At 72.3% G+C, this 23,633-nt stretch carries 19 protein-coding genes; 9 read left to right on the top strand and 10 right to left on the bottom strand.

The features are described from left to right. Nucleotides 1-11: 11 nt before the first annotated feature. The 4 genes from ACFYYR_RS23860 to ACFYYR_RS23845 all read left to right on the top strand — a co-directional run bounded on the left by ACFYYR_RS23860 (nucleotide 12) and on the right by ACFYYR_RS23845 (nucleotide 1,719). Entirely contained in the window at nucleotides 12-197 is a 186-nt protein-coding gene (locus ACFYYR_RS23860) for a hypothetical protein (RefSeq protein ID WP_388857058.1), read from the top strand. 129 nt (nucleotides 198-326) lie between these two features. Further along, nucleotides 327-722 (top strand): BlaI/MecI/CopY family transcriptional regulator, encoded by a 396-nt coding sequence (locus ACFYYR_RS23855; protein ID WP_351508751.1) that lies wholly within the window; start codon nucleotides 327-329, stop codon nucleotides 720-722. A gap of 9 nt (nucleotides 723-731) precedes the next feature. Continuing rightward, nucleotides 732-1,250 carry an amino-acid N-acetyltransferase gene (locus tag ACFYYR_RS23850; RefSeq protein ID WP_351508749.1) on the top strand — a complete coding sequence of 173 codons (519 nt, stop codon included), beginning with the start codon at nucleotides 732-734 and terminating at the stop codon, nucleotides 1,248-1,250. 133 nt (nucleotides 1,251-1,383) lie between these two features. Beyond that, the gene (locus ACFYYR_RS23845) at nucleotides 1,384-1,719 is read left to right on the top strand and encodes an Lsr2 family protein (RefSeq protein ID WP_388857054.1); all 336 of its coding nucleotides are present in this window, start codon (nucleotides 1,384-1,386) and stop codon (nucleotides 1,717-1,719) included. On the opposite strand, the gene ACFYYR_RS23840 is transcribed toward ACFYYR_RS23845, so the two are convergent. After that, a complete protein-coding gene (locus ACFYYR_RS23840) occupies nucleotides 1,650-2,165 on the bottom strand; it encodes an SCO3374 family protein (RefSeq protein ID WP_388857051.1) in 516 nt (171 codons plus the stop codon). The two genes, ACFYYR_RS23845 and ACFYYR_RS23840, sit on opposite strands and share 70 nt — an antisense overlap. A 579-nt stretch (nucleotides 2,166-2,744) precedes the next feature. On the opposite strand from ACFYYR_RS23840, the gene ACFYYR_RS23835 reads away from it, so the two are divergent. Beyond that, a complete protein-coding gene (locus tag ACFYYR_RS23835; protein WP_388857048.1) occupies nucleotides 2,745-5,270 on the top strand; it encodes an ATP-dependent Clp protease ATP-binding subunit in 2,526 nt (841 codons plus the stop codon). Between the two features lie 115 nt (nucleotides 5,271-5,385). Here ACFYYR_RS23835 and ACFYYR_RS23830 read toward each other — a convergent pair whose 3' ends face one another. Next, nucleotides 5,386-8,640 carry an NACHT domain-containing protein gene (locus ACFYYR_RS23830; protein ID WP_388857045.1) on the bottom strand — a complete coding sequence of 1,085 codons (3,255 nt, stop codon included), beginning with the start codon at nucleotides 8,638-8,640 and terminating at the stop codon, nucleotides 5,386-5,388. A 527-nt stretch (nucleotides 8,641-9,167) separates the two neighbouring features. On the opposite strand from ACFYYR_RS23830, the gene ACFYYR_RS23825 reads away from it, so the two are divergent. Next, nucleotides 9,168-9,911, top strand: a complete 744-nt coding sequence (locus ACFYYR_RS23825; RefSeq protein ID WP_388857041.1) for a M23 family metallopeptidase — start codon at nucleotides 9,168-9,170, stop codon at nucleotides 9,909-9,911. 105 nt (nucleotides 9,912-10,016) lie between these two features. Here the strand turns inward: ACFYYR_RS23825 and ACFYYR_RS23820 are convergent, their stop codons facing one another. After that, nucleotides 10,017-10,604, bottom strand: a complete 588-nt coding sequence (locus ACFYYR_RS23820; protein WP_388857038.1) for a TetR/AcrR family transcriptional regulator — start codon at nucleotides 10,602-10,604, stop codon at nucleotides 10,017-10,019. A 132-nt stretch (nucleotides 10,605-10,736) separates the two neighbouring features. Between ACFYYR_RS23820 and ACFYYR_RS23815 the strand changes: the two genes are divergently transcribed. Continuing rightward, entirely contained in the window at nucleotides 10,737-12,326 is a 1,590-nt protein-coding gene (locus ACFYYR_RS23815; protein WP_388857035.1) for an MDR family MFS transporter, read from the top strand. Between the two features lie 187 nt (nucleotides 12,327-12,513). On the opposite strand, the gene cseC is transcribed toward ACFYYR_RS23815, so the two are convergent. From cseC to ACFYYR_RS23790, 5 genes are all read right to left on the bottom strand, one after another. After that, nucleotides 12,514-13,863: a two-component system sensor histidine kinase CseC gene (gene cseC, locus ACFYYR_RS23810; RefSeq protein ID WP_388857032.1), complete on the bottom strand. Its 1,350-nt coding sequence runs from the start codon at nucleotides 13,861-13,863 to the stop codon at nucleotides 12,514-12,516. A 4-nt stretch (nucleotides 13,864-13,867) separates the two neighbouring features. Further along, a complete protein-coding gene (gene cseB, locus ACFYYR_RS23805; protein ID WP_388857029.1) occupies nucleotides 13,868-14,563 on the bottom strand; it encodes a two-component system response regulator CseB in 696 nt (231 codons plus the stop codon). Between the two features lie 9 nt (nucleotides 14,564-14,572). Next, on the bottom strand, nucleotides 14,573-15,223 hold the full coding sequence (locus tag ACFYYR_RS23800; protein WP_388857026.1) for a hypothetical protein: 651 nt from the start codon (nucleotides 15,221-15,223) through the stop codon (nucleotides 14,573-14,575). Continuing rightward, entirely contained in the window at nucleotides 15,220-15,774 is a 555-nt protein-coding gene (locus ACFYYR_RS23795; protein ID WP_351508729.1) for a SigE family RNA polymerase sigma factor, read from the bottom strand. The genes ACFYYR_RS23800 and ACFYYR_RS23795 overlap by 4 nt, the downstream gene beginning before the upstream one ends. A 185-nt stretch (nucleotides 15,775-15,959) precedes the next feature. Next, on the bottom strand, nucleotides 15,960-16,862 hold the full coding sequence (locus ACFYYR_RS23790; protein ID WP_388857022.1) for an A/G-specific adenine glycosylase: 903 nt from the start codon (nucleotides 16,860-16,862) through the stop codon (nucleotides 15,960-15,962). A gap of 398 nt (nucleotides 16,863-17,260) precedes the next feature. Between ACFYYR_RS23790 and ACFYYR_RS23785 the strand changes: the two genes are divergently transcribed. Next, nucleotides 17,261-18,073: a hypothetical protein gene (locus tag ACFYYR_RS23785; protein WP_388857020.1), complete on the top strand. Its 813-nt coding sequence runs from the start codon at nucleotides 17,261-17,263 to the stop codon at nucleotides 18,071-18,073. Between the two features lie 64 nt (nucleotides 18,074-18,137). On the opposite strand, the gene disA is transcribed toward ACFYYR_RS23785, so the two are convergent. Beyond that, entirely contained in the window at nucleotides 18,138-19,262 is a 1,125-nt protein-coding gene (gene disA, locus ACFYYR_RS23780; protein WP_388857017.1) for a DNA integrity scanning diadenylate cyclase DisA, read from the bottom strand. An 81-nt stretch (nucleotides 19,263-19,343) separates the two neighbouring features. After that, nucleotides 19,344-20,762 carry a DNA repair protein RadA gene (gene radA / locus ACFYYR_RS23775; RefSeq protein WP_388857014.1) on the bottom strand — a complete coding sequence of 473 codons (1,419 nt, stop codon included), beginning with the start codon at nucleotides 20,760-20,762 and terminating at the stop codon, nucleotides 19,344-19,346. A 1,163-nt stretch (nucleotides 20,763-21,925) separates the two neighbouring features. Between radA and ACFYYR_RS23770 the strand changes: the two genes are divergently transcribed. Continuing rightward, the gene (locus tag ACFYYR_RS23770; RefSeq protein WP_388857580.1) at nucleotides 21,926-23,446 is read left to right on the top strand and encodes a sigma-70 family RNA polymerase sigma factor; all 1,521 of its coding nucleotides are present in this window, start codon (nucleotides 21,926-21,928) and stop codon (nucleotides 23,444-23,446) included. The last annotated feature ends 187 nt before the right edge of the window (nucleotides 23,447-23,633 follow it).

Genomic DNA, 23,633 nt, shown 5'->3' with positions numbered 1-23,633 from the left:
ACTCTGGAGGCATGGAATACATCTCCGCGCTTCTGCCCTCCGTGGTGATGGCCATTGCCTTCATCGCACTCGTCGTCACGATGGTGAAGAGTCAGGGCGGTGCGAACAAGTCCAAGGAGGACGCGGCGGTCGACGCGGCACTCGCCCGCGAGACGAACGCCGCACAGACGCAGCGCACCGGCGAGGCGCGGGCCTGACCCTCCGCGGAGACAACAGGCGCACCGCAGCGACAACAGGCGTACGACCGGGAACACCCGTCCCGGTCGTACGCCTTTTTGCTGAGGAAATCAACCGGCATTCAGGACATCTGCCACTATTATTCCAATGTGCCTCGACGATTGGGTGACCTGGAAGACGCGGTGATGACGCGGGTGTGGCAGTGGAACCGCCCGGTCACCGTTCGGGAAGTCCTTGAAGACCTTCAGCAGGAACGCTCGATCGCCTACACGACGGTCATGACCGTAATGGACAACCTGTATCAGAAGGGCTGGGTGCGGCGGGAAGCAGAAGGCCGCGCCTATCGATATGAGGCGGTCTCCACCCGCGCCGCGTACTCGGCCGCACTCATGAACGAGGCCTGGTCCACGAGTGACAACCCCGCAGCCGCTCTCGTCGCCTTCTTCGGCATGATGTCCGCGGAACAGCGGGAAGCGCTGCGCGATGCCATGCGCGTCGTACAACTCGACGATCCCGATGGCACCCCGGGAGACGCGGAGCGATAGCGTCCGCACATGTCCCCAGTATCAAAAGAGGTCACTGTCCGCCGGGCCAGAACGAGCGATGTACCCGCGCTGCGCCGCCTCCTCGACGGCTACGTACGCGATGGGATCCTGCTCGACAAAGCGATGGTGACCCTTTACGAGGACATCCAGGAGTTCTGGGTGGCCGAGCGCGACGAGGACGCCGAAGTCATCGGCTGCGGCGCGCTCCACGTGATGTGGGAAGACCTCGCGGAGGTGCGCACGCTGGCCGTCGACCGGGCCCTGAAGGGCACCGGAGTGGGGCACCACCTGCTCGCCAAGCTGCTGCAGACCGCGCGCTGGCTCGGCGTGCGGCGCATTTTCTGCCTCACCTTCGAAGTCGACTTCTTCGGGAAGCATGGGTTCGTCGAGATCGGGGAGACGCCGGTGGACGGCGATGTGTACAGCGAGCTGCTGCGTTCCTATGACGAGGGTGTGGCCGAGTTCCTCGGTCTCGAACGGGTGAAGCCGAACACCCTCGGCAACAGCCGGATGCTTCTGCATCTGTGAACGACGGCGCTCTATGTCCGAAACGCGTACGTTTCCCGTCGTGAAGGCAGCTGAACCTCACCCGGGGGTTTGTGTTTTTCCGGAAAAGGCGGTTTCCTTTCCGCGTACTGCTTTTTCGATGAAAGGAAATCCAGTGGCACAGAAGGTTCAGGTCCTTCTTGTCGACGACCTCGACGGTGGCGAGGCGGACGAGACCGTGACGTTCGCGCTGGACGGCAAGACCTACGAGATCGACCTCACCACCGCCAACGCGGACAAGCTCCGCGGGCTGCTGGAGCCCTACGCCAAGAGCGGCCGTCGCACCGGTGGCCGTGCCGCCGCCGGCCGGAGCAAGGCCCGCTCCTCCTCCGGTGGCAGCCAGGACACCGCGAAGATCCGCGCCTGGGCGAAGGAGAACGGCTACGAGGTCAACGACCGCGGTCGGGTCCCCGCCACCGTGCGCGAGGCGTACGAGAAGGCGAACGGCTGAGCGCTCGCAGCGCGCAGCAACCGGGCCCGGTGGCACTCCGTCGCCGCAGCGCCCGCCAGCTGTACGAGATCGGGAGCGCCCGGGCCGCCGCCCCCGCTGCCCAGGGCCGCGGTGGGCAGCGTCCGCTCCACCGCACTCCCCGGCTCGGGAGGCCGCAGCCACACCGGAACGCTCCGGCACCCGGCGGCCTCCCGCCAGCCCGTCGGGAGCGGGGCCGGGATGCGGTCGCCGCGGCCGCGGGCGACCGGGTCCAGAGGCACGCCGCCCCACTCCGGCCGGTCGGGCAGCTCCGGCAGCCGGTCCGCGCCGCCCGCGGCGATCAGCAGGTGCCTCCTGAGCCCCTGCACGGGGACCGGCCCGGTGCGCGGCACCCGTCGAAGCACCGCGGAACCGGCGTCCGCGGGCAGTTCGAGGGCGTCGAACCGCTCCCCGAGGGGCAGCTCCACGCAGGCGCCGCCGGTGGTCTCCCGGCCCAGCCGGTCCCGGTACCACCGCCGTACGGCGTCGCCGGCCCGCCCGGCGACGGTGCGGACGGCGTCGGCCCGCCCGGCGACGGCACGGACGGCCGGCGGGGACGGGGCACGGAGCGGGCCATGCCCGGAGCGACTGGCGGAACGCCATGGGGTTACGCACAGTTGGCGGCCGGGTACTCAACGTGGTAGAGGCGGGGGCGTGTGGAGGCGTACGGGCGCGTAAGGATGTTCGCCCGTAGCGGATGGAACCGGCCCACGCCGCATGGAGTGTCAGTGCGTGCGGGTAAGAACTTCCCTAGTGGGAGGGGCGACGCGCAGGTCCGGCCGGGATGGCGTTCGCCATCGGCGTAGCGTCATGGTGGGTATCCGCCTGGCCTGCGGGAACATCGTCTCGCACCATCGGGTTGGAGCTGTTGTCGGCTGTTCGGGGCAGGAGGCCAAGGACGGTGTCGGCAGTTGGAATGAGCTGTCCCCCGTAGCGGGACTAGCATGCGGAAGGACAGGGAGGGGATCGTCCCCGATCTTTCTGACCGCTCTGAGGAGCGATTAACGATGTTCGAGAGGTTCACCGACCGTGCGCGGCGGGTTGTCGTCCTGGCTCAGGAAGAAGCCCGGATGCTCAACCACAACTACATCGGCACCGAGCACATCCTCCTGGGCCTGATCCACGAGGGTGAGGGTGTCGCCGCTAAGGCCCTGGAGAGCCTCGGGATTTCGCTCGAGGCGGTCCGGCAGCAGGTGGAGGAGATCATCGGGCAGGGCCAGCAGGCTCCGTCCGGGCACATCCCCTTCACCCCCCGTGCCAAGAAGGTCCTGGAGCTGTCGCTCCGCGAGGCCCTCCAGCTCGGCCACAACTACATCGGCACGGAGCACATCCTGCTCGGCCTGATCCGCGAGGGCGAGGGCGTCGCAGCCCAGGTCCTCGTGAAGCTGGGCGCCGATCTGAACCGGGTGCGGCAGCAGGTCATCCAGCTGCTCTCCGGGTACCAGGGCAAGGAAGCCGCCACCGCCGGCGGCCCGGCCGAGGGCACCCCCTCGACCTCCCTCGTGCTGGACCAGTTCGGCCGCAACCTGACGCAGGCCGCCCGCGAATCCAAGCTCGACCCGGTCATCGGGCGCGAGAAGGAGATCGAGCGGGTCATGCAGGTGCTCTCCCGCCGTACCAAGAACAACCCGGTGCTCATCGGCGAGCCCGGCGTCGGCAAGACGGCGGTCGTCGAGGGCCTGGCCCAGGCCATCGTCAAGGGCGAGGTGCCCGAGACCCTCAAGGACAAGCACCTCTACACCCTCGACCTGGGTGCCCTGGTCGCCGGCTCCCGCTACCGCGGTGACTTCGAGGAGCGCCTGAAGAAGGTGCTCAAGGAGATCCGCACCCGCGGCGACATCATCCTGTTCATCGACGAGCTCCACACCCTGGTGGGTGCGGGTGCCGCCGAGGGCGCGATCGACGCCGCCAGCATCCTCAAGCCGATGCTGGCCCGCGGTGAGCTGCAGACCATCGGTGCGACCACGCTCGACGAGTACCGCAAGCACCTGGAGAAGGACGCGGCGCTGGAGCGCCGTTTCCAGCCGATCCAGGTCGCGGAGCCGTCGCTGCCGCACACCATCGAGATCCTGAAGGGCCTCCGGGACCGCTACGAGGCGCACCACCGCGTCTCGATCACGGACTCGGCCCTCGTGGCGGCCGCCACCCTGGCCGACCGCTACATCTCCGACCGCTTCCTGCCGGACAAGGCGATCGACCTGATCGACGAGGCCGGCTCCCGGATGCGCATCCGCCGGATGACCGCTCCGCCGGACCTGCGCGAGTTCGACGAGAAGATCGCCGACGTGCGCCGGGACAAGGAGTCGGCCATCGACTCCCAGGACTTCGAGAAGGCGGCCTCTCTCCGCGACAAGGAGAAGCAGCTGCTCTCGGCGAAGGCCAAGCGGGAGAAGGAGTGGAAGGCCGGCGACATGGACGTCGTCGCCGAGGTGGACGAGGAGCTGATCGCCGAGGTCCTGGCGACGGCCACCGGCATCCCGGTCTTCAAGCTCACCGAGGAGGAGTCCTCGCGGCTGCTGCGCATGGAGGACGAGCTCCACAAGCGCGTCATCGGCCAGAAGGACGCCATCAAGGCCCTGTCGCAGGCGATCCGCCGTACGCGTGCCGGTCTGAAGGACCCGAAGCGCCCGGGTGGCTCGTTCATCTTCGCCGGTCCGTCCGGTGTCGGTAAGACCGAGCTGTCCAAGACGCTGGCGGAGTTCCTCTTCGGCGACGAGGACGCGCTGATCCAGCTCGACATGTCGGAGTTCAGCGAGAAGCACACCGTCTCGCGGCTCTTCGGCTCGCCTCCCGGCTACGTCGGCTACGAGGAGGGCGGCCAGCTCACCGAGAAGGTGCGCCGCAAGCCGTTCTCGGTCGTGCTGTTCGACGAGGTCGAGAAGGCCCACCCGGACATCTTCAACTCGCTGCTGCAGATCCTGGAGGACGGTCGCCTGACCGACTCCCAGGGCCGGGTCGTGGACTTCAAGAACACGGTCATCATCATGACGACCAACCTCGGCACCCGGGACATCTCCAAGGGCTTCAACCTGGGCTTCGCCGCCACGGGTGACGTCAAGACCGGCTACGAGCGGATGAAGGCCAAGGTCAACGACGAGCTCAAGCAGCACTTCCGGCCGGAGTTCCTGAACCGTGTCGACGACACGGTGGTGTTCCACCAGCTGACCGAGGAAGACATCATCCAGATCGTCGACCTCATGCTCACCAAGGTGGACGAGCGGCTCAAGGACCGCGACATGGGCATCGAGCTCAGCGGCGCCGCCAAGTCGCTCCTGGCCAAGCGGGGCTACGACCCGATCCTGGGCGCCCGGCCGCTGCGCCGGACGATCCAGCGGGAGATCGAGGACGTGCTGTCGGAGAAGATCCTCTTCGGCGAGCTGCGCCCCGGTCACATCGTGGTCGTCGACATCGAGGGCGAGGGTGACGACAAGAAGTTCACCTTCCGCGGCGAGGAGAAGTCGGCTCTGCCGGACGTTCCTCCGATCGAGTCGGCGGCGGGTGGCTCGGGTCCGAACCTGAGCAAGGACGCGTAGGTCCTGCCGACGGCCGCTCCGGCGGCTGCGATACGACGAGGGCCGGCCCCGAACCGTGATCACGGTTCGGGGCCGGCCCTTTTTGCTGTGCCCGGCAGGCGGTCGGTGCGGGGACTCAGTCCCGTGGGCGGGGGGTGACGGTGAGGCGCACGCCGGGCAGGCCGGGCGGGCCGTCGGCCGGGCGGACGTGGTCCAGGGCTAGGCGCCGGAGGTGTTCCAGTTCGGCCAGTCCGGACAAATCGACCGTTGGCATCGGGTTCAGCGGGCTGCCCAACCCGAGTGTGCGCAGTCCGGGGAAGACCGTGGGGAGCGTGGCAAGCAGGTCGTCCAGTACGTCCTCCGGGACCCGGATGTTCGGCAGGTACAGCGCTCGTAGGCCGGGGAGCGTGAAGCCCTCGGGAAAGCGGAGCGGGGCCGCGGAGTCGGTGCAGCCGAATCCGAGGGTGGTCAGCGCGGGCAGCCGGGACAGCTCCTCCCAGTGGGCCGGGCCGAAGCGCCGCGTCATGTTCAGGCGCAGGGAGCGGAGGCCAGGCCAGGCGGAGATCCCGAGAACGGCGTCATCGACGGGCTCGCCGAGGTAGAGGGAATCGAGTGGCGCATCGGCCGGCAACGCGGCGAGCCCTTCCCGCGGCAGCGGATCGTAGAGGTGCAGCGAGAGCAGGGCGGACAACTCGGAGAGACCGGCGAGTGTCTCGGAAGCCGGGACGTCGTTCAGCAACAAGGAGTACACCGGGGAGCCCGCGAGCGGGGACAGGTCGGTGATTCCCGGGCAGGACCGCAGCATCACGGTGCTCAGCTCCGTGCACTCCCGCAGCGGGGCGAGGTCCGTGATCACCGCGTTGGACTCGATCCGCAGGTGGGTGAGCCGGGACGGGTCCACCACGTCCAGCAGCTCCCGGGCTTCGAAGTCGCCCCTGACCATCAGCCGGGAGCAGCGGTCCAGCGACCGCAGGATGCGAAGTTCCTCCCGCGAGGTGGCGACGAAATCCAGGCCGTCCGGGTCCAGGTGGCGCAGGACCTCCTCCGCGTACCGCTCGGTGTCGAAGCGCTGCCAGGTCCAGGCCAGCTGGGAGCGTACGCCGAGGGACGGGTGGTGCCGGAAGCGCTTCAGGAGCGGGATCGCGGCGTCCGTGCCGAGCTGTGAAGCCGCGCTGACCACGTGCACCGCCTCGTCCTCCGGCAGGGCGTCCGGGCCGGGCAGCAGCTCCAGGACGACCGGCCCGGCCTCGGCGAGGGCTCGGGCCTCCTCGACGCTGCGGGGCGGGATGATCCGGGCGGCCCGCTGCTCCACCTCCGTGCGCACGGCGGGATCCAGCTCGGTGGCGTGTTCCAGGCAGGCCATGGCGAGGAGGTGGACGCGGGACCGCTCGGCGGCGTCCGTCGCCCGGTCGCCGCGGGCGAGGAGCTGGGTCAGGAGGTCCGCCCGTTCGCGGGGGCGGGCGTGGGCCACGGACATCCGGATGACGTCCTCCCACTGGGCGTCCGTGGCGTTGTTGATCAGCAGGCCGATGTCCCAGGCCTCCACGGCGGCCCTGGCCCCCAGGTAGTCCTGGAACGTGCGGTGCACGAAGTCCACGGTTCCGGTGGCCGGCTCGCGCAGCAGTCCGCTCCGGACCAGGAGGTGGCCGAAGATCCGGTCGGCGTCGCCCTGGGCGGCGGCGGCCGGTACCGCGGGCAGGGCGTCGGCGATGACGCGCCGGGCGTGGTCGCGCTCCAGCTCGGTGCGGCCGTTGCGGATGAGCCAGTAGGCGAGCCGCTGGAGGAGCTGGATCTGCGGCTCCTCGCTCAGCTCGACGCTGTCCGGGCCGTGCATGTCCCGTTCGCGGTCGCGGCGGGACAGCAGCATGGAGAGGGCGGCGTCGTAGAGCTCCTTGCGCCCGCGGGGCAGGTGGCCGCGCCGGTCCCGGTGCAGCGCGCACAGCAGGCCGCACATCAGGGGGTTCGTGGCCAGCCGGGCCAGGTCCTGCTTGGTCTCCACGGCGGTCAGCAGTGCCTGTTCGTAGCCGTCCAGGCGCCCGGTGTCATCGGTGTCGAGGCGGGCGGCGGCGTGCCAGCGCCGGATGAAGGCCGAGACGTCCCCGCGGCTCATGGGCGCCAGGGTCAGCTCGGTGAAGTCCTCGTCGGCGAGCCAGCCCTCGCGGACGGCGGACGGGCGGGAGGTGAGCAGCCACAGGTTGCCGGGGAAGGCGGTGAGCAGGTCCCGCAGCCAGTCGCGGGTGCGCGTCCGGTGCCGCTCCGGGATCTCGTCCAGGCCGTCGACCAGCAGCAGTCCCCGGCCCTCGGTCAGCACCCGGTCGGCCCAGCCGGCCGGCTGGGCTCCGGCGACCGGGCAGTTCACGGCGGAGAGCAGCCGGTCGGGGGCGGGCAGGCCGGCACCGTCACGGATCAGGGAGCGCAGCGGGAGGACGAACGGGATGCGGTCGCGGAGCCGGGACGGCGTCGCCGCGTCGTCCTGCCGGGCCGCGGAGACCGCCAGCCACTGGACCAGGGTGGTCTTGCCGGAGCCCGCGACGCCGCGCAGGAAGACCCGGTCGTGCCCGGAGAAGGCCTGGTCGGCCGGGAGCCGGGAGACGGGCGCCAGGACGTCGTGCAGGCCGCTCGGGGCCGCCTGAGGGCCGTCGGCACCGGTGCCCGCCATCGTGGCGGCACCGCCCGTCGTCGCGGCCGCCTCCAGGCTGAGGTAGGCCGCGTCCAGGGGCCAGCGGTCCGGGGAGTCGGACAGGTCGATGCCGTAGATCGTGAGCCGGCCGTGCTTCTGTGCCAGATGGGCCCGATAGCGGGCCTCGAAGGCCGCGTCCTCGCCGCCGCGGCGCGGGGTGCGGGCGATCAGCTCGTCGACCCGGGAGAGGACCGTGCGCAGCTCCTGGCTCTGCTCCACCAGGGTGCGGGCGACGAAGGCCGACCGCTGGGTGAAGAAGTGCAGGATGTGCAGGCAGGCGGTGTCGAGCAGGGCGTCGTGCAGGGCCGTGGCGTCGGACGAGAGGTCGGCGACGCCGCGGGCGTTCGCCCGCCGGAGCGTCCGCGCCAGGGCGGCGGGCCCGAGGCGCACCGCCTGGACGTCGTCCATGGCGAGGTCGCCGAGGCCGTGCAGCGTCCGGGCGAGGGTGTGGACGACGGCCTCCCGGTCCCCGTCCGCCGCCCGCTCGTGCGGCCCCGCGGACCGCTGACCCCGCTCGACCAGCTCCGAGGCCAGCCGCAGCAGGTCCCGCTCGGTGAGGGCGCGCTTCTCGCCCCGGAAGGAGACCAGGCCGGAGACCCGGACCGGCCGGTCGACCAGGCCACCGCCCGCCCCCTCGGCCACGAACAGCTTCTTGATCAGCGGTGCGACGGCGCTCGACGCGAGTCGGGCGCCGATGGCTGCGGGATCCACGTCCCAGGCCCCCCGGCGGTGGTGTGGCGTGCCCGCGGTCGTCGGCGCGCACGGGCTGTCGGAGGGACAGCCTAAGGCGCGGAGGCCGACGGGGGCTTTGGTCCCGAAACGGACCTGCAAAAGACCCGCGGAAATACCTATGGATCTTATATGCGGGTGACGTGTCCCACGTGGTCCGGCTCACTTACGAGAAACAATAGGAGAAGGGATTTGGGGGAGATCGGGACCAAGGTCCCGGGACTCACGACTCCGGAGGGCAGAAAGGCCCTTCTCCTTCATATTGCAAGGTCATCGCAGCGGAGAGTGGGTGAGTTCCAGGGATTCTGCGCCAGGCGCCGTGGTCTGTGCGGGTCGGAAGGCCTCCGGTGCTGGTCAGGGCGGAGATGGAGGGGGTGGAACGGGGCTCTGGGGCCATACGGTCGACGGTAGTAGAAAGGCCGCTTGTCGCCCTCGGAATGGCGGGTTACCAAGGATGAGCGATTTCCGGAAAGCCCCCGGGATTCATTCACTTCTTGGAGGAAAGCCGTATGCGTAAGCACACCCAGACCGCCACCGCGAACAAGTCCGTCCTGCGTCGTCGTGCCGCTGTTCTGGCCGCGGGCATGGGGGCCTCGGTCGCGCTGGGCTCCGGGGTGGCGCTCGCCTCTGCGGACGCCTCCGCCCCGCAGAACGACGTCTTCGCGACCAAGACCGCCGGTTCCCTCTCGCAGGCCGTGCAGGCCCAGGCCGACGGCCAGCACAAGGCCGCCGAGAAGGACGCCGCCAAGGCGAAGGCCAAGGCCGCCGCCAAGGCCGAGGCCAAGAAGCGCGCCGCCGAGAAGGCCGCCGCGGACCGCAAGAAGCGCGCCGCCAAGCTCGCCAACCCGGCCACCTGGGTGAAGCCGGTGGACCACTACACCAAGGGTTCGACCTTCGGTCTGGGCGGCAGCCACTGGGCCCACAAGCACTCCGGCCAGGACTTCGTCGTGCCCACCGGCACCTCGGTGAAGGCCGCGCACAGCGGCACCGTGGTCGAGGCCGGCTGGGGCGGCTCGTACGGCAACAACATCGTGATCAAGCACGGCAACAAGACGTACACCCAGTACGGTCACCTCTCGAAGCTCGGTGTGAGCGCCGGCCAGACCGTGAAGACCGGCCAGGAGATCGGCAAGTCCGGCAGCACCGGTAACTCGACCGGCCCGCACCTGCACTTCGAGACCCGGACCGCTCCGGTCTACGGCTTCGCCGTCGAGCCGATCAAGTTCCTGAAGAGCCACGGCGTCCACGCCTGACGCTCCCGGTGCCGGCCCCGCCGCGGGCCGGTGACCCACGGTGCCGCCGCCCGCGACGGGTGGCGGCACCGCTGCGTCGTGACCCGCCGGACCGGCCGGGCGGGGCTACCGGCCCGGTTCCTCGGCGTGATGGGCGGCGGTCACCAGTTCCAGGGCGACCTCCAGGACGGCGTCGCGCTTCTCGTCGGGGTCACCCTCGATCTCCTTCAGCGCGAACATCCCGGCGTGGATCGTGAAGAGCGCGCTGATGCAGCGGACCTGGTCGGTCAGGGGTGCGTCCGTGTCCTTGACCAGGTCGAGCATCGAGACCAGCCGTTCCTTGAAGCCCTCCCCGATGCTCAGCTCCCGCACGCTGGCCTGGTTCTCCTGGATGAAGCGGAAGAGCGGGGCCGCGTCGTGCAGGGCCGCGCTGTAGCGGTGGACGATCTGCTGCTTGGTCTCCAGGGTGCGGGGCTGCCGGCGGGCCCACTCGATCAGTTCGTCCAGCGGCTTGCTCAGGTCCTCGAAGATGCCGAGGACGATGTCCTCCTTCGTCTTGAAGTGGTAGTAGAGCGCGGCCTTGGTGACGTCGAGCTGCTCGGCGATCTCGCGCAGGGAGGTCTTCTCGTACCCCTGCTCGGCGAAGAGCTCCAGGGCGACGTCCTGGATGCGCTGCCGGGTGTCGCCCCGGCGCGGCCGGCCTGTGCTGCCCATCTCTTCTCCTGCGCTCGCCCGGGCCGCGGGCCCGGAGAAACTTACTTGACGCCCGGCAAGTAGCGGGTTACCTTCCGAGTGTAGTCAACTTGCCGGGCGGCAAGTAAGTGCATCTCAGGGGGAGTGGTACCCATGGCCCAGGTTCAGGCACCGGGAGCGGCGCCGCCGCAGGCGGACGCACCGCGCAACGTGCGGGTCGTCCTGCTGGCGCTCATGATCGCGATGCTGCTGGCGATGCTCGACAACATGATCGTCGGCACCGCGATGCCCACGATCGTGGGCGAGCTCGGCGGGCTGAGCCATCTCTCCTGGGTCGTGACGGCCTACACCCTGGCCACCGCCGCCTCGACTCCCATCTGGGGCAAGCTCGGCGACATGTACGGGCGCAAGGGCATGTTCCTCGCGTCGATCGTCACCTTCCTCGCCGGTTCGGCCCTCTCCGGGATGGCCCAGACCATGGGGCAGCTGATCGGCTTCCGGGCGCTCCAGGGCCTGGGCGCCGGCGGTCTGATCGTCGGCGTGATGGCGATCATCGGCGAGCTGATACCGCCGCGGGAGCGCGGCAAGTACCAGGGCATGATGGCCGGCGTGATGGCCCTCGCCACCATCGGCGGCCCCCTGATCGGCGGCACCATCACCGACCACCTCGGCTGGCGCTGGAGCTTCTACATCAACCTGCCGCTCGGCGTGGTGGCCCTGGCCATGGTCACGGCGGTGCTGCACCTGCCGAAGAAGAAGGCGCAGGGGCGCATCGACTACGCGGGCGCGGTGCTGCTCACCGTCGGCATCAGCGCGCTCGTGCTGATCACCACCTGGGGCGGCAACGAGTACGCCTGGGGCTCGGTGCAGATCGTCGGGCTCGGCGTGACCGGAGTCGCCGCCATCGCGGCCTTCCTCGTCGTCGAGCGGCGCGTGGAGCAGCCGGTGCTGCCGCTGCACATCTTCCGCAGCGCCAACTTCACGCTGATCACGCTGATCGGCTTCTTCGTGGGCTTCGTGATGTTCGGCGCGGTGGTCTTCCTGCCGCTCTACCAGCAGACGGTGCAGGGTGCCTCCGCGACCAGCTCGGGACTGCTGCTCCTGCCGATGCTGCTCTCGATGACGGCCGTCTCGCTGATCGCGGGCCGGGTGACCACCTCGACCGGCAAGTACAAGATCTTCCCGATCGTGGGCGGCGCGCTGGTGACCACCGGGCTGTTCCTGCTGTCCTTGATGGACACCGGGACCAGCCGGTTCACCTCGGCCGTCTACATGGCGGTGCTCGGCGCCGGCCTGGGCTTCCTGATGCAGATCACCATGCTGGTCGCGCAGAACAGCGTCGCGATGAAGGACATCGGCGTGGGCTCCTCGTCCGCGACGCTGTTCCGGACGCTCGGCGGCTCGTTCGGCGTCGCGATCTTCGGTGCCCTCTTCACCCACCAGGTGTCGGAGACCATGGCCGCGCGGGTCGGCGCGCGGGGCGCCGCGGTCACCTCGTCCTCCGCGCAGCTCGACCCGAAGAGCCTGGCCCAGCTGCCCGCGGGGATCAAGGACGCCTATCTGCACGGGGTCGCCTCCGGCACCCACCACATCTTCCTCTGGGGCGCGGCGATCAGCCTGGTCTCCTTCGTGGCCGCCTTCTTCGTCAAGGAGGTCCCGCTGCGCGGGGCCGCCGGGCCGGCGGAGCGGAGCGCGAGCGAGGACGCGCCGGCGCCGCAGGTGGCCGTCGGCGAAACCGTCTGAGGCGTCCGCACGGACGGCCCCGGCGCACGGCCGCAACGCCCGCGGCCCCCGGCACGATGCCGGGGCCGCGGGCGTTCGGGTGCCGGGCGCGGGTGCCCTGCCGGGGCTCGTGTGGGCCGGGGCGCGCCCGGGCCCGGCCCGGTCCGGTTCGGGGGCGACCGGACGGGTCCGCCCCGGCAGCCGGGCGCTACTCCGGCAGCGTGATCACCGGGATGCTGCCGGTCTCCGTGGGCGCGGACTCCGGCAGCCACAGCACCGCCACCGCCCCGCCGTCCTGCTCCCGGCCCTCGGGCAGCGCCCCGTCCGGTTCCCGGTCCGCCGGCGGCACCCCGCCGTCCTGCGGAATCGCGTTGCGGAAGGTCAGCCGGGCGCCCAGCACCCGCGCCTGGCCGGCGGCGATGGTCAGCCCCAGGCCGTGGCCCGTGCCGGACCGGTCGGTGCTGCCGGTGCGGAACCGGCTCGGCCCCTCCGCCAGCAGCTCCGCCGGGAAGCCCGGTCCGTGGTCGCGGACCTTGAGCACCCGCCCGTCCACCGTGACCTCCACCGGCGTCCTCCCGTGCTTGGCGGCGTTGGCGAGGAGGTTGCCGAGGATGCGTTCCAGCCGCCGCGGGTCGGTGTGCACGTACGCGTTCCGGTCGACCCGCACCGTGGCGTCCGGGGCCAGCACCCGCACCCGGCGCTCGACGAACTCGCCGAGCGCGATCTCCTGCAGCTCGGCCCGCTCGGCGGCGGTCTCCAGCCGGGCCACCTCCAGCACGTCCTCGACCAGGGTGCGCATCGCCTGCGCCCGGTCCCGTACGAGTTCGGTGGGCCGGCCCGGGGGCAGCAGCTCCGCCGCCGTGAGCAGGCCCGTCACCGGCGTGCGCAGCTCGTGCGCGATGTCCGCGGTGACGCGCCGTTCGGCCTCCAGCCGCTGCTGGAGCGCGTCGGCCATGGCGTCCACCGCCCGCGCCAGGTCGTCCGTCTCGTCCCGCACCCGGCCGCCGATCGCGTCCCGGATCCGGACGCCCGTGTCGCCCTCGGTGATCTTCCCGGCCGCGGTGGCCGCCTTCCGCAGCCGGCGGGAGAGCTGCCCGCCGATGAGCACGCCCAGCGCGCAGCCGCCGAGCACCACCGAGGCCGAGCCGACGACCAGGGCCCGGTCGAGGTCGGTGAGGACGGCGTAGCGGTCCTCGAAGCGGGTGTGGATGGAGAGCACCCGGCCGTTGGCCAGCGGTACCGCCGCCCAGACCTCGGGGGCGTCGCCCTGGTCGTCGTCGAGATAGGTGGCCCGCTTGCCGGTGAGCACGACGGCCCGCAGCGACGGGGGCAGCGCCGGGTCGTCGATCTTCGCGAACGGTGGGAGCCCCTTCGTCTTGTAGACGCTCTGCACCCACTTGATGCGCTCGTCCTGCATGTCACGGCTGCTGTCGAGCATCGAGACACGGGCCGCGTTGTGCACCACCAGGCTGAGCGCGATGGCTCCCAGCGAGCTGACGGCGGCGATGGCGATGATGAGTTTCCAGCGGAGACCGGTCCGCAGGGCGAAGCGTCGCACGCGGTCAGCCCTTGAGCTTGTAGCCGAAGCCGCGGACCGTCTCGATCCGGTCCTGGCCGATCTTGGCCCGCAGCCGCTGCACATGGACGTCCACCACCCGAGTGTCGCCGCCCCACCCGTAGTCCCAGACCCGTTCCAGCAGCTTGTCGCGGGAGAGGACGGTCCCCGGCGCGCTGGAGAACTCCAGCAGCAGCCGCATCTCCGTCGGGGTCAGGCCGACCGGTTCGCCCCGCTTGAACACCGCCATGCCCTCGGTGTCGACCTCCAGGTCGCCGAAGGTCCGCAGCCCGCCCTCGGACTGCGCGTCGTCGCCCGCGCCGGACCCGCCCGCGTGGCCGAAGCGGCGCATCACCGCCCGGATCCGGGCCACCAGCACCGCCCCGTCGAACGGCTTGGTCACATAGTCGTCGGCGCCCGCCTCCAGACCGAGGACCACGTCGATCGAGTCCGCCCGCGCCGACAGCATGATCACGGGGACGGCCGACTCGTCCCGGATCCGGCGGCACAGGCTCACCCCGTCCAGGCCGGGCACCATCACGTCCAGCAACGCGATGTCCGGCCGGTCGGCACGGAACTTCTCCAGCCCCGTCAGTCCGTCCGGTACGGCGGTGACGTGGAACCCGTCGCGCTCCAGCGCGAGCTGGGTCGCCTCACGGATGACGTCGTCGTCCTCGACGAAGAGCACATGGGTATCGGCCATTGCCTGCTCTCAGCCCTCCGGATCCTTGGTCGGGTCGGCGCCCTTCACGGACTTGCTGAACTCGCTGCGGGTCCCCCGGATCTGGGTGAACCTGCCGTGGGCCCAGCGGTAGGTGGTGATGTTCTCGCCCGACGGCTCCGACACCGAGTCACCGGGCGCGTACGTCTGCTGGGTGACCTCCAGATTCCCCTGGGAGATCACCGCGTAGACCGGCGGCTGCTCGTTGGCGAAAACATTCTCGTACTTCTTGCGCGCCACGTTCTCCCGGTACACGTACGACCCGATGCCGATCGCGTCGCCGCAGGTCAGGACGTTGATGACCACATCGGGCGCGCTGTTGCGGGTGATGTCCCCGTAACTCACGTCCACCGGGTACTCGCCGGCGCACGGCTTGAGGCCCTTGCGGATCTGGTCGCTGACCTTCGGGTCGTTCTTGAGCATCTTCACGGCGTCGACCCGCGACGGCGCGCTGGGGGACGGGGAGGGGGTGGCCGGAACCACCTTGGTCGAGCCCGCCTGCGCCGGGCCCTCGGTGCGGACGCCCTCGCCGCCCGTGCCACAGCCGGCCAGCAACAGGCCGACGGCGGCCGCGCCCGCGACCGCCGCACCGGACCTGATGAAACAGGCCGTTGTGCTGTGGGTGTTGTCAGCCCTGGTCAAGCGGCGCACCGCTCGCGCCCCCGCTCGGTGCGTTCCAGTTCCTGTGCGTCCAGCTCCCGGCTCTCCAGCTCCTGGCGCAGCCGGGCCAGCGCCCGGTGCAGCGTGCTCTTCACGGTTCCGGTCGACATGCCCAGGGCCGCCGCCGTCTCCTCCGTGCTCATCTGCTCCCAGTGTCGCAGCACCACGACGCTGCGCTGCTTCGGGGCGAGGACCTTCAGCACGTCCATCAGCAGAGCGCGGTCGGCGCGCTGCTCGGTGCCGTCGTCCACGCTGGGCTCGGGCAGCTGCTCGGTGGGCACCTCGTCCAGCTTCCGCGCCCGCCACCACTCGGTCCGGGTGTTGATCATGACGCGCCGAAGGTACGCGTCGGCCAGGGACTTGTCGGCTATGCCGTCCCAGCGGCCGAAGGTACGGGCGAGAGCGGTCTGGAGCAGGTCCTGGGCGTCCACCGGGTCCGGTACGAGACGCCGGGCGCTCCGCAGCAGTGCCTCCTGCCGGGTCCTGACGTACTCCTCGAATCCCAGGACCTCGCCGACCTCACTGCTTGCCATCTCCGACCGCCTCCGTTCCCCGGTTTCCCGCCCCCGTCGCGCCGGACTTCCCGGCACAGCCAGAAAATTACGGAGGCGCTGTAACGGAGCCGTGCGCTCCGGCCCTCGGGATACGCACGGCTACCCGTCGGTTGTGTAACGGCGGGGAGGAAAGGGACGCAGAGTACGGGCGGGACGGTCCGGGGTCAGGCGTGCGGGAGGCGGTACTCCCCGCCGTCGAGCGGCTCCACGAGCCCGTCGGCGACCAGCCCGTCCAGGGCACGGGCGCGCTGCACCGGCTCGTCCCAGACGGCGTCGAGCGCCGACTGCGGCACCGGGCCGGCGGATTCCCGCAGCACGGCCAGCAGTTTGCCCCGCACCTGGCGGTCGGTGCCCGCGTAGGTCTGGCCGCGGCGCGGCGGTCCGTCGTGCGCGGGCGAGCCGGCGAGCCGCCAGGCGCAGTGCGCGGCGATCGGGCAGCGGTGGCAGTCGGGGGTGCGGGCGGTGCAGACCAGCGCGCCGAGCTCCATGGTGGCGGCGGCCCACGCGGCGGCGGTCGGCTCGTCGTCGGGGAGCAGGGCACGGGCGAGATGGCGCTCGGCGGCCGTGGTGGCGGTCGGCGGGTACTGGGCGCCGGTCACGGCGCGGGCGAACACCCGGCGGACATTGGTGTCCAGGACGGCGTGCCGCTGCCCGTACGCGAAGGAGGCCACCGCCGCCGCGGTGTACTCGCCGACCCCGGGCAGCGCGAGGAGCTTCGCGTGGTCGTGCGGTACGTCGCCGCCGTGCCGTTCCGTTATCGCGGCGGCCGCCGCGTGCAGCCGCAGGGCACGGCGCGGGTAGCCGAGCCGGCCCCAGGCGCGGACGGCCTCGCCCGGCGGCTCGGCGGCCAGGTCGGCAGGCCGCGGCCAGCGGGCGAGCCACTGCTCGTACACGGGGAGGACCCGGCTGACGGGGGTCTGCTGGAGCATGAACTCGCTGACCATGACGCCCCAGGGGCCGGCTTCGGGACGGCGCCAGGGGAGGTCGCGGGCATGCGTCTCGAACCAGTCGATGACCGGGGTGTGCAAGGCGGCGGGAGCATCGGTGAGGGGCGTGGTCGTAGTCATGGCAGTTCCGATCCTGACATGGCTCCGCCCGGCGCGGGACGTTCCGCGCCGGGCGGCGGCCGCCTCGGGAGGGTGGCGCCGCGCGTCAGCGCGCTACGGAGGCCACGGGGCCGGTCCCGGCCCGTCGGCGTGTTGTCCGCACGACGGGGACCGGAGCGGGCGCGGCGGCCCGGTGGCGGCGGGAGGAGCCGGGGTGCACGGTGACGGCGTTCCCCTTCCCGGATGGTCACGGACGGTGCCCGGACCGCCCGTTCGGTCGCGGTGCGTGACGGCCGCCGCGCCGGCCGCACGGCGGTCCGGGACCCGCGGCGGGACTCCGTGATGATGATCCGGAAAAGACGACGGAATGGCGGCGGGTACTGGCCGGTCAACGGGGCGATCTCTCGTACAGTTTGCGCGTGGGATCTCTGCGCAATCCGGTCGGGCCGCTTCCCTCCTCCATCTACTGGCGACGGAGGGCAGTTGCGCTGTGCGTGGTCGCGCTGCTCGCCCTCCTGGTGCTGTGGGCCGTCGGCTCCGGCGGCTCGGGGGGCCAGGACGACCGGGGGCAGGGCCGGGACGGCGGCGGTCCCGCGTCGTCGATCGGTCCCGGCCCCTCCTCGTCCGGTCCGGCCGTCACCGAACGGCCCGGCGGCCGCGACGAGTCGACGGGCGGCGGCAGCGGCTCCGCGGGCGCGAGCGGCGGGCCGGGTGGCGGAGCCGGCGGTTCCGCGACGGCGGGCGCCGGCGACGACGGCCAGGGACAGGGCGGCGCGGCGACGGGTGCGGGCGGCAGCGGCGGAGCCGGCGTCCCGGCCGGTACGGGCCTCCCCGACTGCACGCGCGACGTGGTGAAGTTGAGCGTGCGCAGCGTCAAGAACTCCTACGCCCCGGACGAGAAGCCCGAGTTCGAGATCGTCGCGAAGAACTCCTCCGCACAGTCCTGCAAGGTGACGTTCGGTGAGAAGGCCGCGGTCATGACCATCACCTTCTCGGACGACGACGATCCGCTCTGGGCCTCGGACGACTGCGCGAAGAAGAGCCGCCGGATGCAGCTGGCGGTCCCCGCCGAGGGGGAGGCCACGCGCGACGTCGAGTGGGACCGCCGGCCCAGTGAGCCCAAGTGCGCCACGCCGTCGGCGGGTTCGGCGAAGCCGGGCACCTACCTGGTGGAGGTGAAGGGCGCCGGGCTGCCGACCGCCCAGGTCTCCTTCTCCCTCGCCAAGGACTGACCGCAGCTCCGGCGCCGCGGCCCCCGCCGTCCGGGGACGACGGGGCCGGTGGACGGGGGCGGTACTACACGTACCGCTCGAGGATCGAGGACTCGGCCAGCCGGGACAGGCCCTCGCGGACGGAGCGGGCCCGGGCCTCGCCCACACCCTCCACCGTCTGCAGGTCGTCGACGCTGGCCGCCAACAGCTTCTGCAGGCCGCCGAAGTACTCGACCAGCCGCTCGATGACGGTGTTCGGCAGCCGGGGCACCTTGGCGAGCAGCCGGTAGCCGCGCGGGGAGACCGCGGAGTCCAGCGCCTCGGGCGAGCCGCTGTACCCCAGCGCCCGCGCCACCGTGGGCAGCTCCAGCAGCTCCGCGTGGCTGAGCGCGTCCAGCTCGGTCATCGCCTCGGGCACCGTGCGGGAGCGCCGGGCCGTCGGCTCGGGCACGTAGTCGCGGGCCACCAGCTCGCGCTCCGGCTCCACTCCCGCGATCAACTCGTCCAGCTGGAGCGAGAGGAGCCGGCCGTCGGTGCCCAGCTCCACGACGTACTCGGCGATCTCCGTGGCGATGCGCCGCACCATTTCCAGGCGCTGAGCCACCGCCGAGACGTCCCGGACCGTCACCAGGTCCTCGATCTCCAGCGCCGAGAGCGTGCCCGCCACCTCGTCGAGCCGGAGCTTGTAGCGCTCCAGGGTGGCCAGGGCCTGGTTGGCGCGGGAGAGGATCGCCGCGGAGTCCTCCAGGACGCGGCGCTGCCCGCCGACGTACAGCGCGATCAGCCGCATCGACTGGCTGACGGAGACCACCGGGAAGCCCGCCTGGATGGAGACGCGCTGTGCGGTGCGGTGCCGGGTGCCCGTCTCCTCGGTGGCGATCGAGGCGTCCGGGACCAGCTGCACACCCGCACGGACGATCTTGGTGATGTCCTTGTCGAGGATCAGCGCGCCGTCCAGCTTGCACAGCTCGCGCAGCCGGGTCGCGCTGAATTCGACATCGAGCACGAAGCCGCCGGTGCACATCGCCTCGACCGACTTGTCCATGCCGAGGACGATGAGGCCGCCGGTGTTGCCCCGCAGGACGCGTTCGAGCCCGTCGCGCAGCGCCGTGCCGGGCGCGACCGCGCTCAGCGAGGCTCGCATCAGGCCATCGGCGCCGGAGCTCCCGCCGGACTTCCCGGGAGCTGCCGTCCGGTCGCTGGCTGCCACTGCACTCCTCCGGTCGCAGGATTGGGGGGCCCGGGTGCGTACGTACGGGCGAGACCAGGGCAAAGTCTACCGGCGGCCGGACTACTTATGTGGTGCCTCCTCCTTCGGGGCCTCACGGCGCGTGCGCCGGGGCAGAACGCGGAGCGCGTCACCCATGTCCGCCACCTCCGTGACCCGCATCCCGGCCGGGACCTTTCCCGGGTCGGCGGGTACCAGCGCGTGGGTGAAGCCGAGCCGGGCCGCCTCGGCCAGCCGCCGCTGCACCCCGGTGACCCGGCGCACCTCGCCCGCCAGGCCGACCTCGCCGATCGCGACCAGGTTCTTCGGCAGCGGTGTGTCGCTCGCGGCGCTGGCCAGGGCGAGCGCCACAGCCAGATCGGCGGCCGGTTCGGACAGCTTCACCCCGCCGACCGTGGCGCTGTAGATGTCCCGCTTGCCGAGCTGGGAGATCTTGCCCCGCTGCTCCAGGACGGCCAGCATCATCGAGACCCGGGAGGTCTCCAGGCCCGAGGTGGTCCGCCGCGGCGAGGGGATCTGCGAGTCGACGGTGAGCGCCTGCACCTCGGCGACGAGGGGGCGGCGGCCCTCCAGGGTGACGGTGAGACAGGTCCCGGGCACCGGCTCGTCCCGGCGGGTCAGGAAGAGGCCCGACGGGTCGGCGAGGCCGGTGATGCCCTCGTCGTGCAGCTCGAAGCAGCCCACCTCGTCCGTCGCGCCGTAGCGGTTCTTCACGCCCCGGACCAGGCGCAGCCGGGCGTGCCGGTCGCCCTCGAAGTGCAGCACCACGTCCACCAGATGCTCCAGCAGCCGCGGGCCGGCGATGGCGCCGTCCTTGGTCACATGGCCCACCAGGAGGGTGGACATGCCGCGCTCCTTGGAGGCGCGGATCAGCGCACCGGCGACCTCCCGGACCTGGGCCATGCCGCCGGGCGCCCCGTCGATCTCGGGGGAGGCGACGGTCTGCACGGAGTCCAGGACGAGCAGGGACGGCTTGACGCTGTCGAGATGGCCGAGGACGGCGGAGAGGTCGGTCTCGGCGGCGAGGTAGAGGTGGTCGTTGAGCGCCCCGATCCGGTCGGCGCGCAGCCGGACCTGGCTCGCCGACTCCTCGCCGGTGACGTAGAGGGTGCGCTGCTCGTCGGAGGCGGCCTTCGCGGCGACGTCCAGGAGCAGCGTGGACTTGCCGACGCCCGGCTCTCCGGCCAGCAGCACGACGGCGCCGGGGACGAGCCCGCCGCCCAGCACCCGGTCCAGTTCGGCCACTCCCGTGCTGCGGGCGGTGGCCTGGCGGCCGTCGACCTGGCCGATCGGCAGCGCGGCCGAGGTGACGCGGCCGGGCGCGGTGGTACGGACCGCGGGCGCGCCGCCGAACTCCTCGACCGTGCCCCACGCCTGGCACTCCGGGCAGCGGCCGAGCCACTTGGCGGTGGTCCAGCCGCACTCGGTGCAGCGGTAGGAGGGGCGGTCCTTGGCGGACGAACGGGAGGTGCGGGCAGCCATGCCGTTCACCGTAGCGGTGGGGTCCGACACCGGGGTGCGGGGTGGCGGAGTACGGCGTGCGGGGTGGCCGGGTGCCCGGGTGCCGGGAGCCGTGGCGCAGGGAGCGGTGGCGCCCCGAGTGCGCCGCGCGGGGAGGGCGGAGCGGGCCGGGTGAACGGGCCGGGCCGGGCGGTCCCATGCGCCGAATCCTCCGCGCGCGATGGCTTATAGCAGAGGCGCGGCCGTGCAAGAGGAGTGCGTGTCCCCCTTTGAGTGACATGGTCACCCGATGGGGTTAAATCTGCCCAAGTGGTCCGAGCGGCCCGCCATCATCCGCCTACCGTCGCCGGATGATGAGCAGCAGGCGCGGAAAGTTCACGCACACCACCGGCGCACACCGGGCGCAACGCCGTGCGCAGAGCTCCGCGCAGGGTGCCTCGGACAGTGGCTCCACGAGCGGCGGCACCTCCGGCAGCGGCGCCCCCGGTGGCGGCTCCACGGGTGGCGGCTCCACGGGCAGTCCGGGGTCCGTCTCGGCTCCGGAGCCGGGGTCCGTTTCCGCTCCGGAAGCGGAGCACCCCGCCCCGGGGCCCGCGTCCGAGCGGCACCCGCAGCAGCTCACCGCCCGCTACGAGCCCCATCTGGACGGCCTGTTCACCTACTGCCTGTCCGTGCTCTGCGAACACGAGGCGGCGACCACCGTACTCGGCGACGTCATGGCGCTCGCCCGGACGCAGGACGGGCGCCGGCCGGCCGACGGCACGCAGTACCGGCCCTGGCTCTACGCCCTCGCCCGCTGGGCCTGTCTGCAACGGCTCGCCGAGCAGCGCCGGACGGGCGGCACACCGGCCCCGGCGCCCCTCCCGGAAGCACCGCGGCCGGGCGTCCAGTCATCGGGCACCCGGCCATCGGGTATCCGGCAGCCGGGCGGCGCGCGGCCGGGTGCCCCGCAGCCCGGTGGCCCAGGGCCGGGCGCCTCCGCCCCGAAGTCCGCTGCCAAGCCCGCCGCCCCGAAGCCCTCTGCTCCTTCTGCCGCTAAGCCTCCCGCCCCGGAGCCCGCTGTTCCCTCTGCCGCGAAGTCCTCGGCCCCGGGCCCCGCCGCCCCGAAGGCATCCGGCCCGCAGCCGTCGGCCCCGAAAGAGTCGGCCCCGAAAGCGTCGGCCCCGAAAGTGGCCGCCTCGAAAGTGCCGGCCTCGAAAGGGGGCGCGCCGAAGTCCCCCGCCCCGCCGGCGCGGAGGCCCGCCCCCTCCGCTTCCGGGAGCCAGGCGCCGCCCGGCACTCCTGAACCATCCGGTGCTCCCGGATCATCCGGTGCCGCCGAGCCGTCCGGCACCGCCGAGCCGGCCGAGGCCGCCGCCTCCCGGCACCGCCGGGAACTCGCCGCTCTCGCCTGGCCGGAGGCCGCGGGCACCACGCCGGAGCAGCGGGAGGCGCTCGAACTCGCGGTCCGGCACCAGCTGCCGCCGGACGAGGTCGCCGCCGTCCTCGGGCTGGAGCCCGACGCCGCCCGCGCGCTGCTGTCGAGCGCCGCCTGCGAAGTGGAGCGGACCCGTGCCGCGCTCGTCGTCGTGGAGCGCGGAAAGTGCCCCGTCGTCGCCCGGCTCACCGGGGACAGCCAGGTGCTGCTCGGGGCCGCGCTCCGCCGGGAGCTCGTACGGCATGTCGACGACTGCCCCGACTGCCGGCGCACCGCCGAGCGCGCGACCGCGCGCGGCCCCTGGCCCGGCAGCACCGCCGAGCCCGGCACCCTGCCGGTGCTCCAGGCGCCACGCGCCGCCGCCTACGCCGCCATGGCGCGCACCCGCCGCGGTGGCCGGGCCATCGGGCGGACCGGGCCGCGCTTCCACCGCAGCGGGTTCCCGATGGACCCCAAGGACCGGGTCGCCCGGCGCCGCCGGATGCGCAGCCGGGCGGTGACGACGGCCGTGGTCGCGGCCGTGGTCGCCGCGCCGGTGCTCGCGCTGTGGGCGGCGTACCAGCAGGCGCCGGTCACCGGCGAGGGCCGGGAGACGGGCTCGGTGACCGCGGCCGATGCGGGTCCCGGCGGGCTCTCCGGCCACCCGTACGAGGAGGCGGGCAACGCCGAGGCGGGGCCGGAGCCCGGGTTCCGTACGGGCGGCCGGTCCCCGGACGTGTCGGTGGAGGTCGTGGACAAGAACGGCAGACGGCACTCCGCCGGGCACCGCGGCCGGGGGACGCCGACGGCCCGTGCCTCCTGGTCGTCCCTGCCGTCCGGGACCACCCGGACGGGCAGCGGGTCCCTGGCACCCCCGGGCGGGCCGGCGGCGAAGGGGCCGGGGCGGCTGACGGTCGCCGCGCAGCCGAGCGGCGGTACGACGCTGATCACGATGACCGCGTCGGGCGGCTCGCCGGTGCGCTGGTCCGCCTCGGCGGACGCCCCCTGGCTGCGCCTGAGCCTGACGGCGGGCCTGCTGCACCCCGGGGAGTCGGTGACGATCACCGCGGTGGTGGACCACGACCGGGAGCCGGCCGGGCCCTGGACGGCGCGGGTGTCGGTGGCTCCCGCCGGAGCGGTGGTGGCCATCGAGGGCCGCGGGGCGACTCCCGGGCCGACGACGACCCCGCCGCCGTCCGAGCCGTCCCCGACACCGACCCCACCGGGGCCGTCGGCGCCCGAGGAGCCGTCGGGGAGCAGCGGCACCCCGTCACGGAGCGGCAGTGCCACCGCCGTCCCGTCGGAGTGACGGCCGTCCGGACGGTGCGGATTCCCGCCGTCGCCATCCTCCGGACCGATGCCTTCCCGTCGTCACGTCCGGGGAACGGTACGGACGCCCGCCGTCGCGTCGCCAGGACCGGTACGGACCCCTGCCCCACACCGCCACGGCCCGGCCCGGACCCGTACCGTCACACCGCCCGGGCCGCCCCGGAGCC

This window comes from Streptomyces sp. NPDC001922 (assembly GCF_042891165.1).
Classification (GTDB): Bacteria; Actinomycetota; Actinomycetes; order Streptomycetales; family Streptomycetaceae; genus Streptomyces.
The sequence above is the reverse complement of the archived record's forward strand: the minus strand, read 5'-3'. Positions and strand labels throughout refer to the sequence as shown.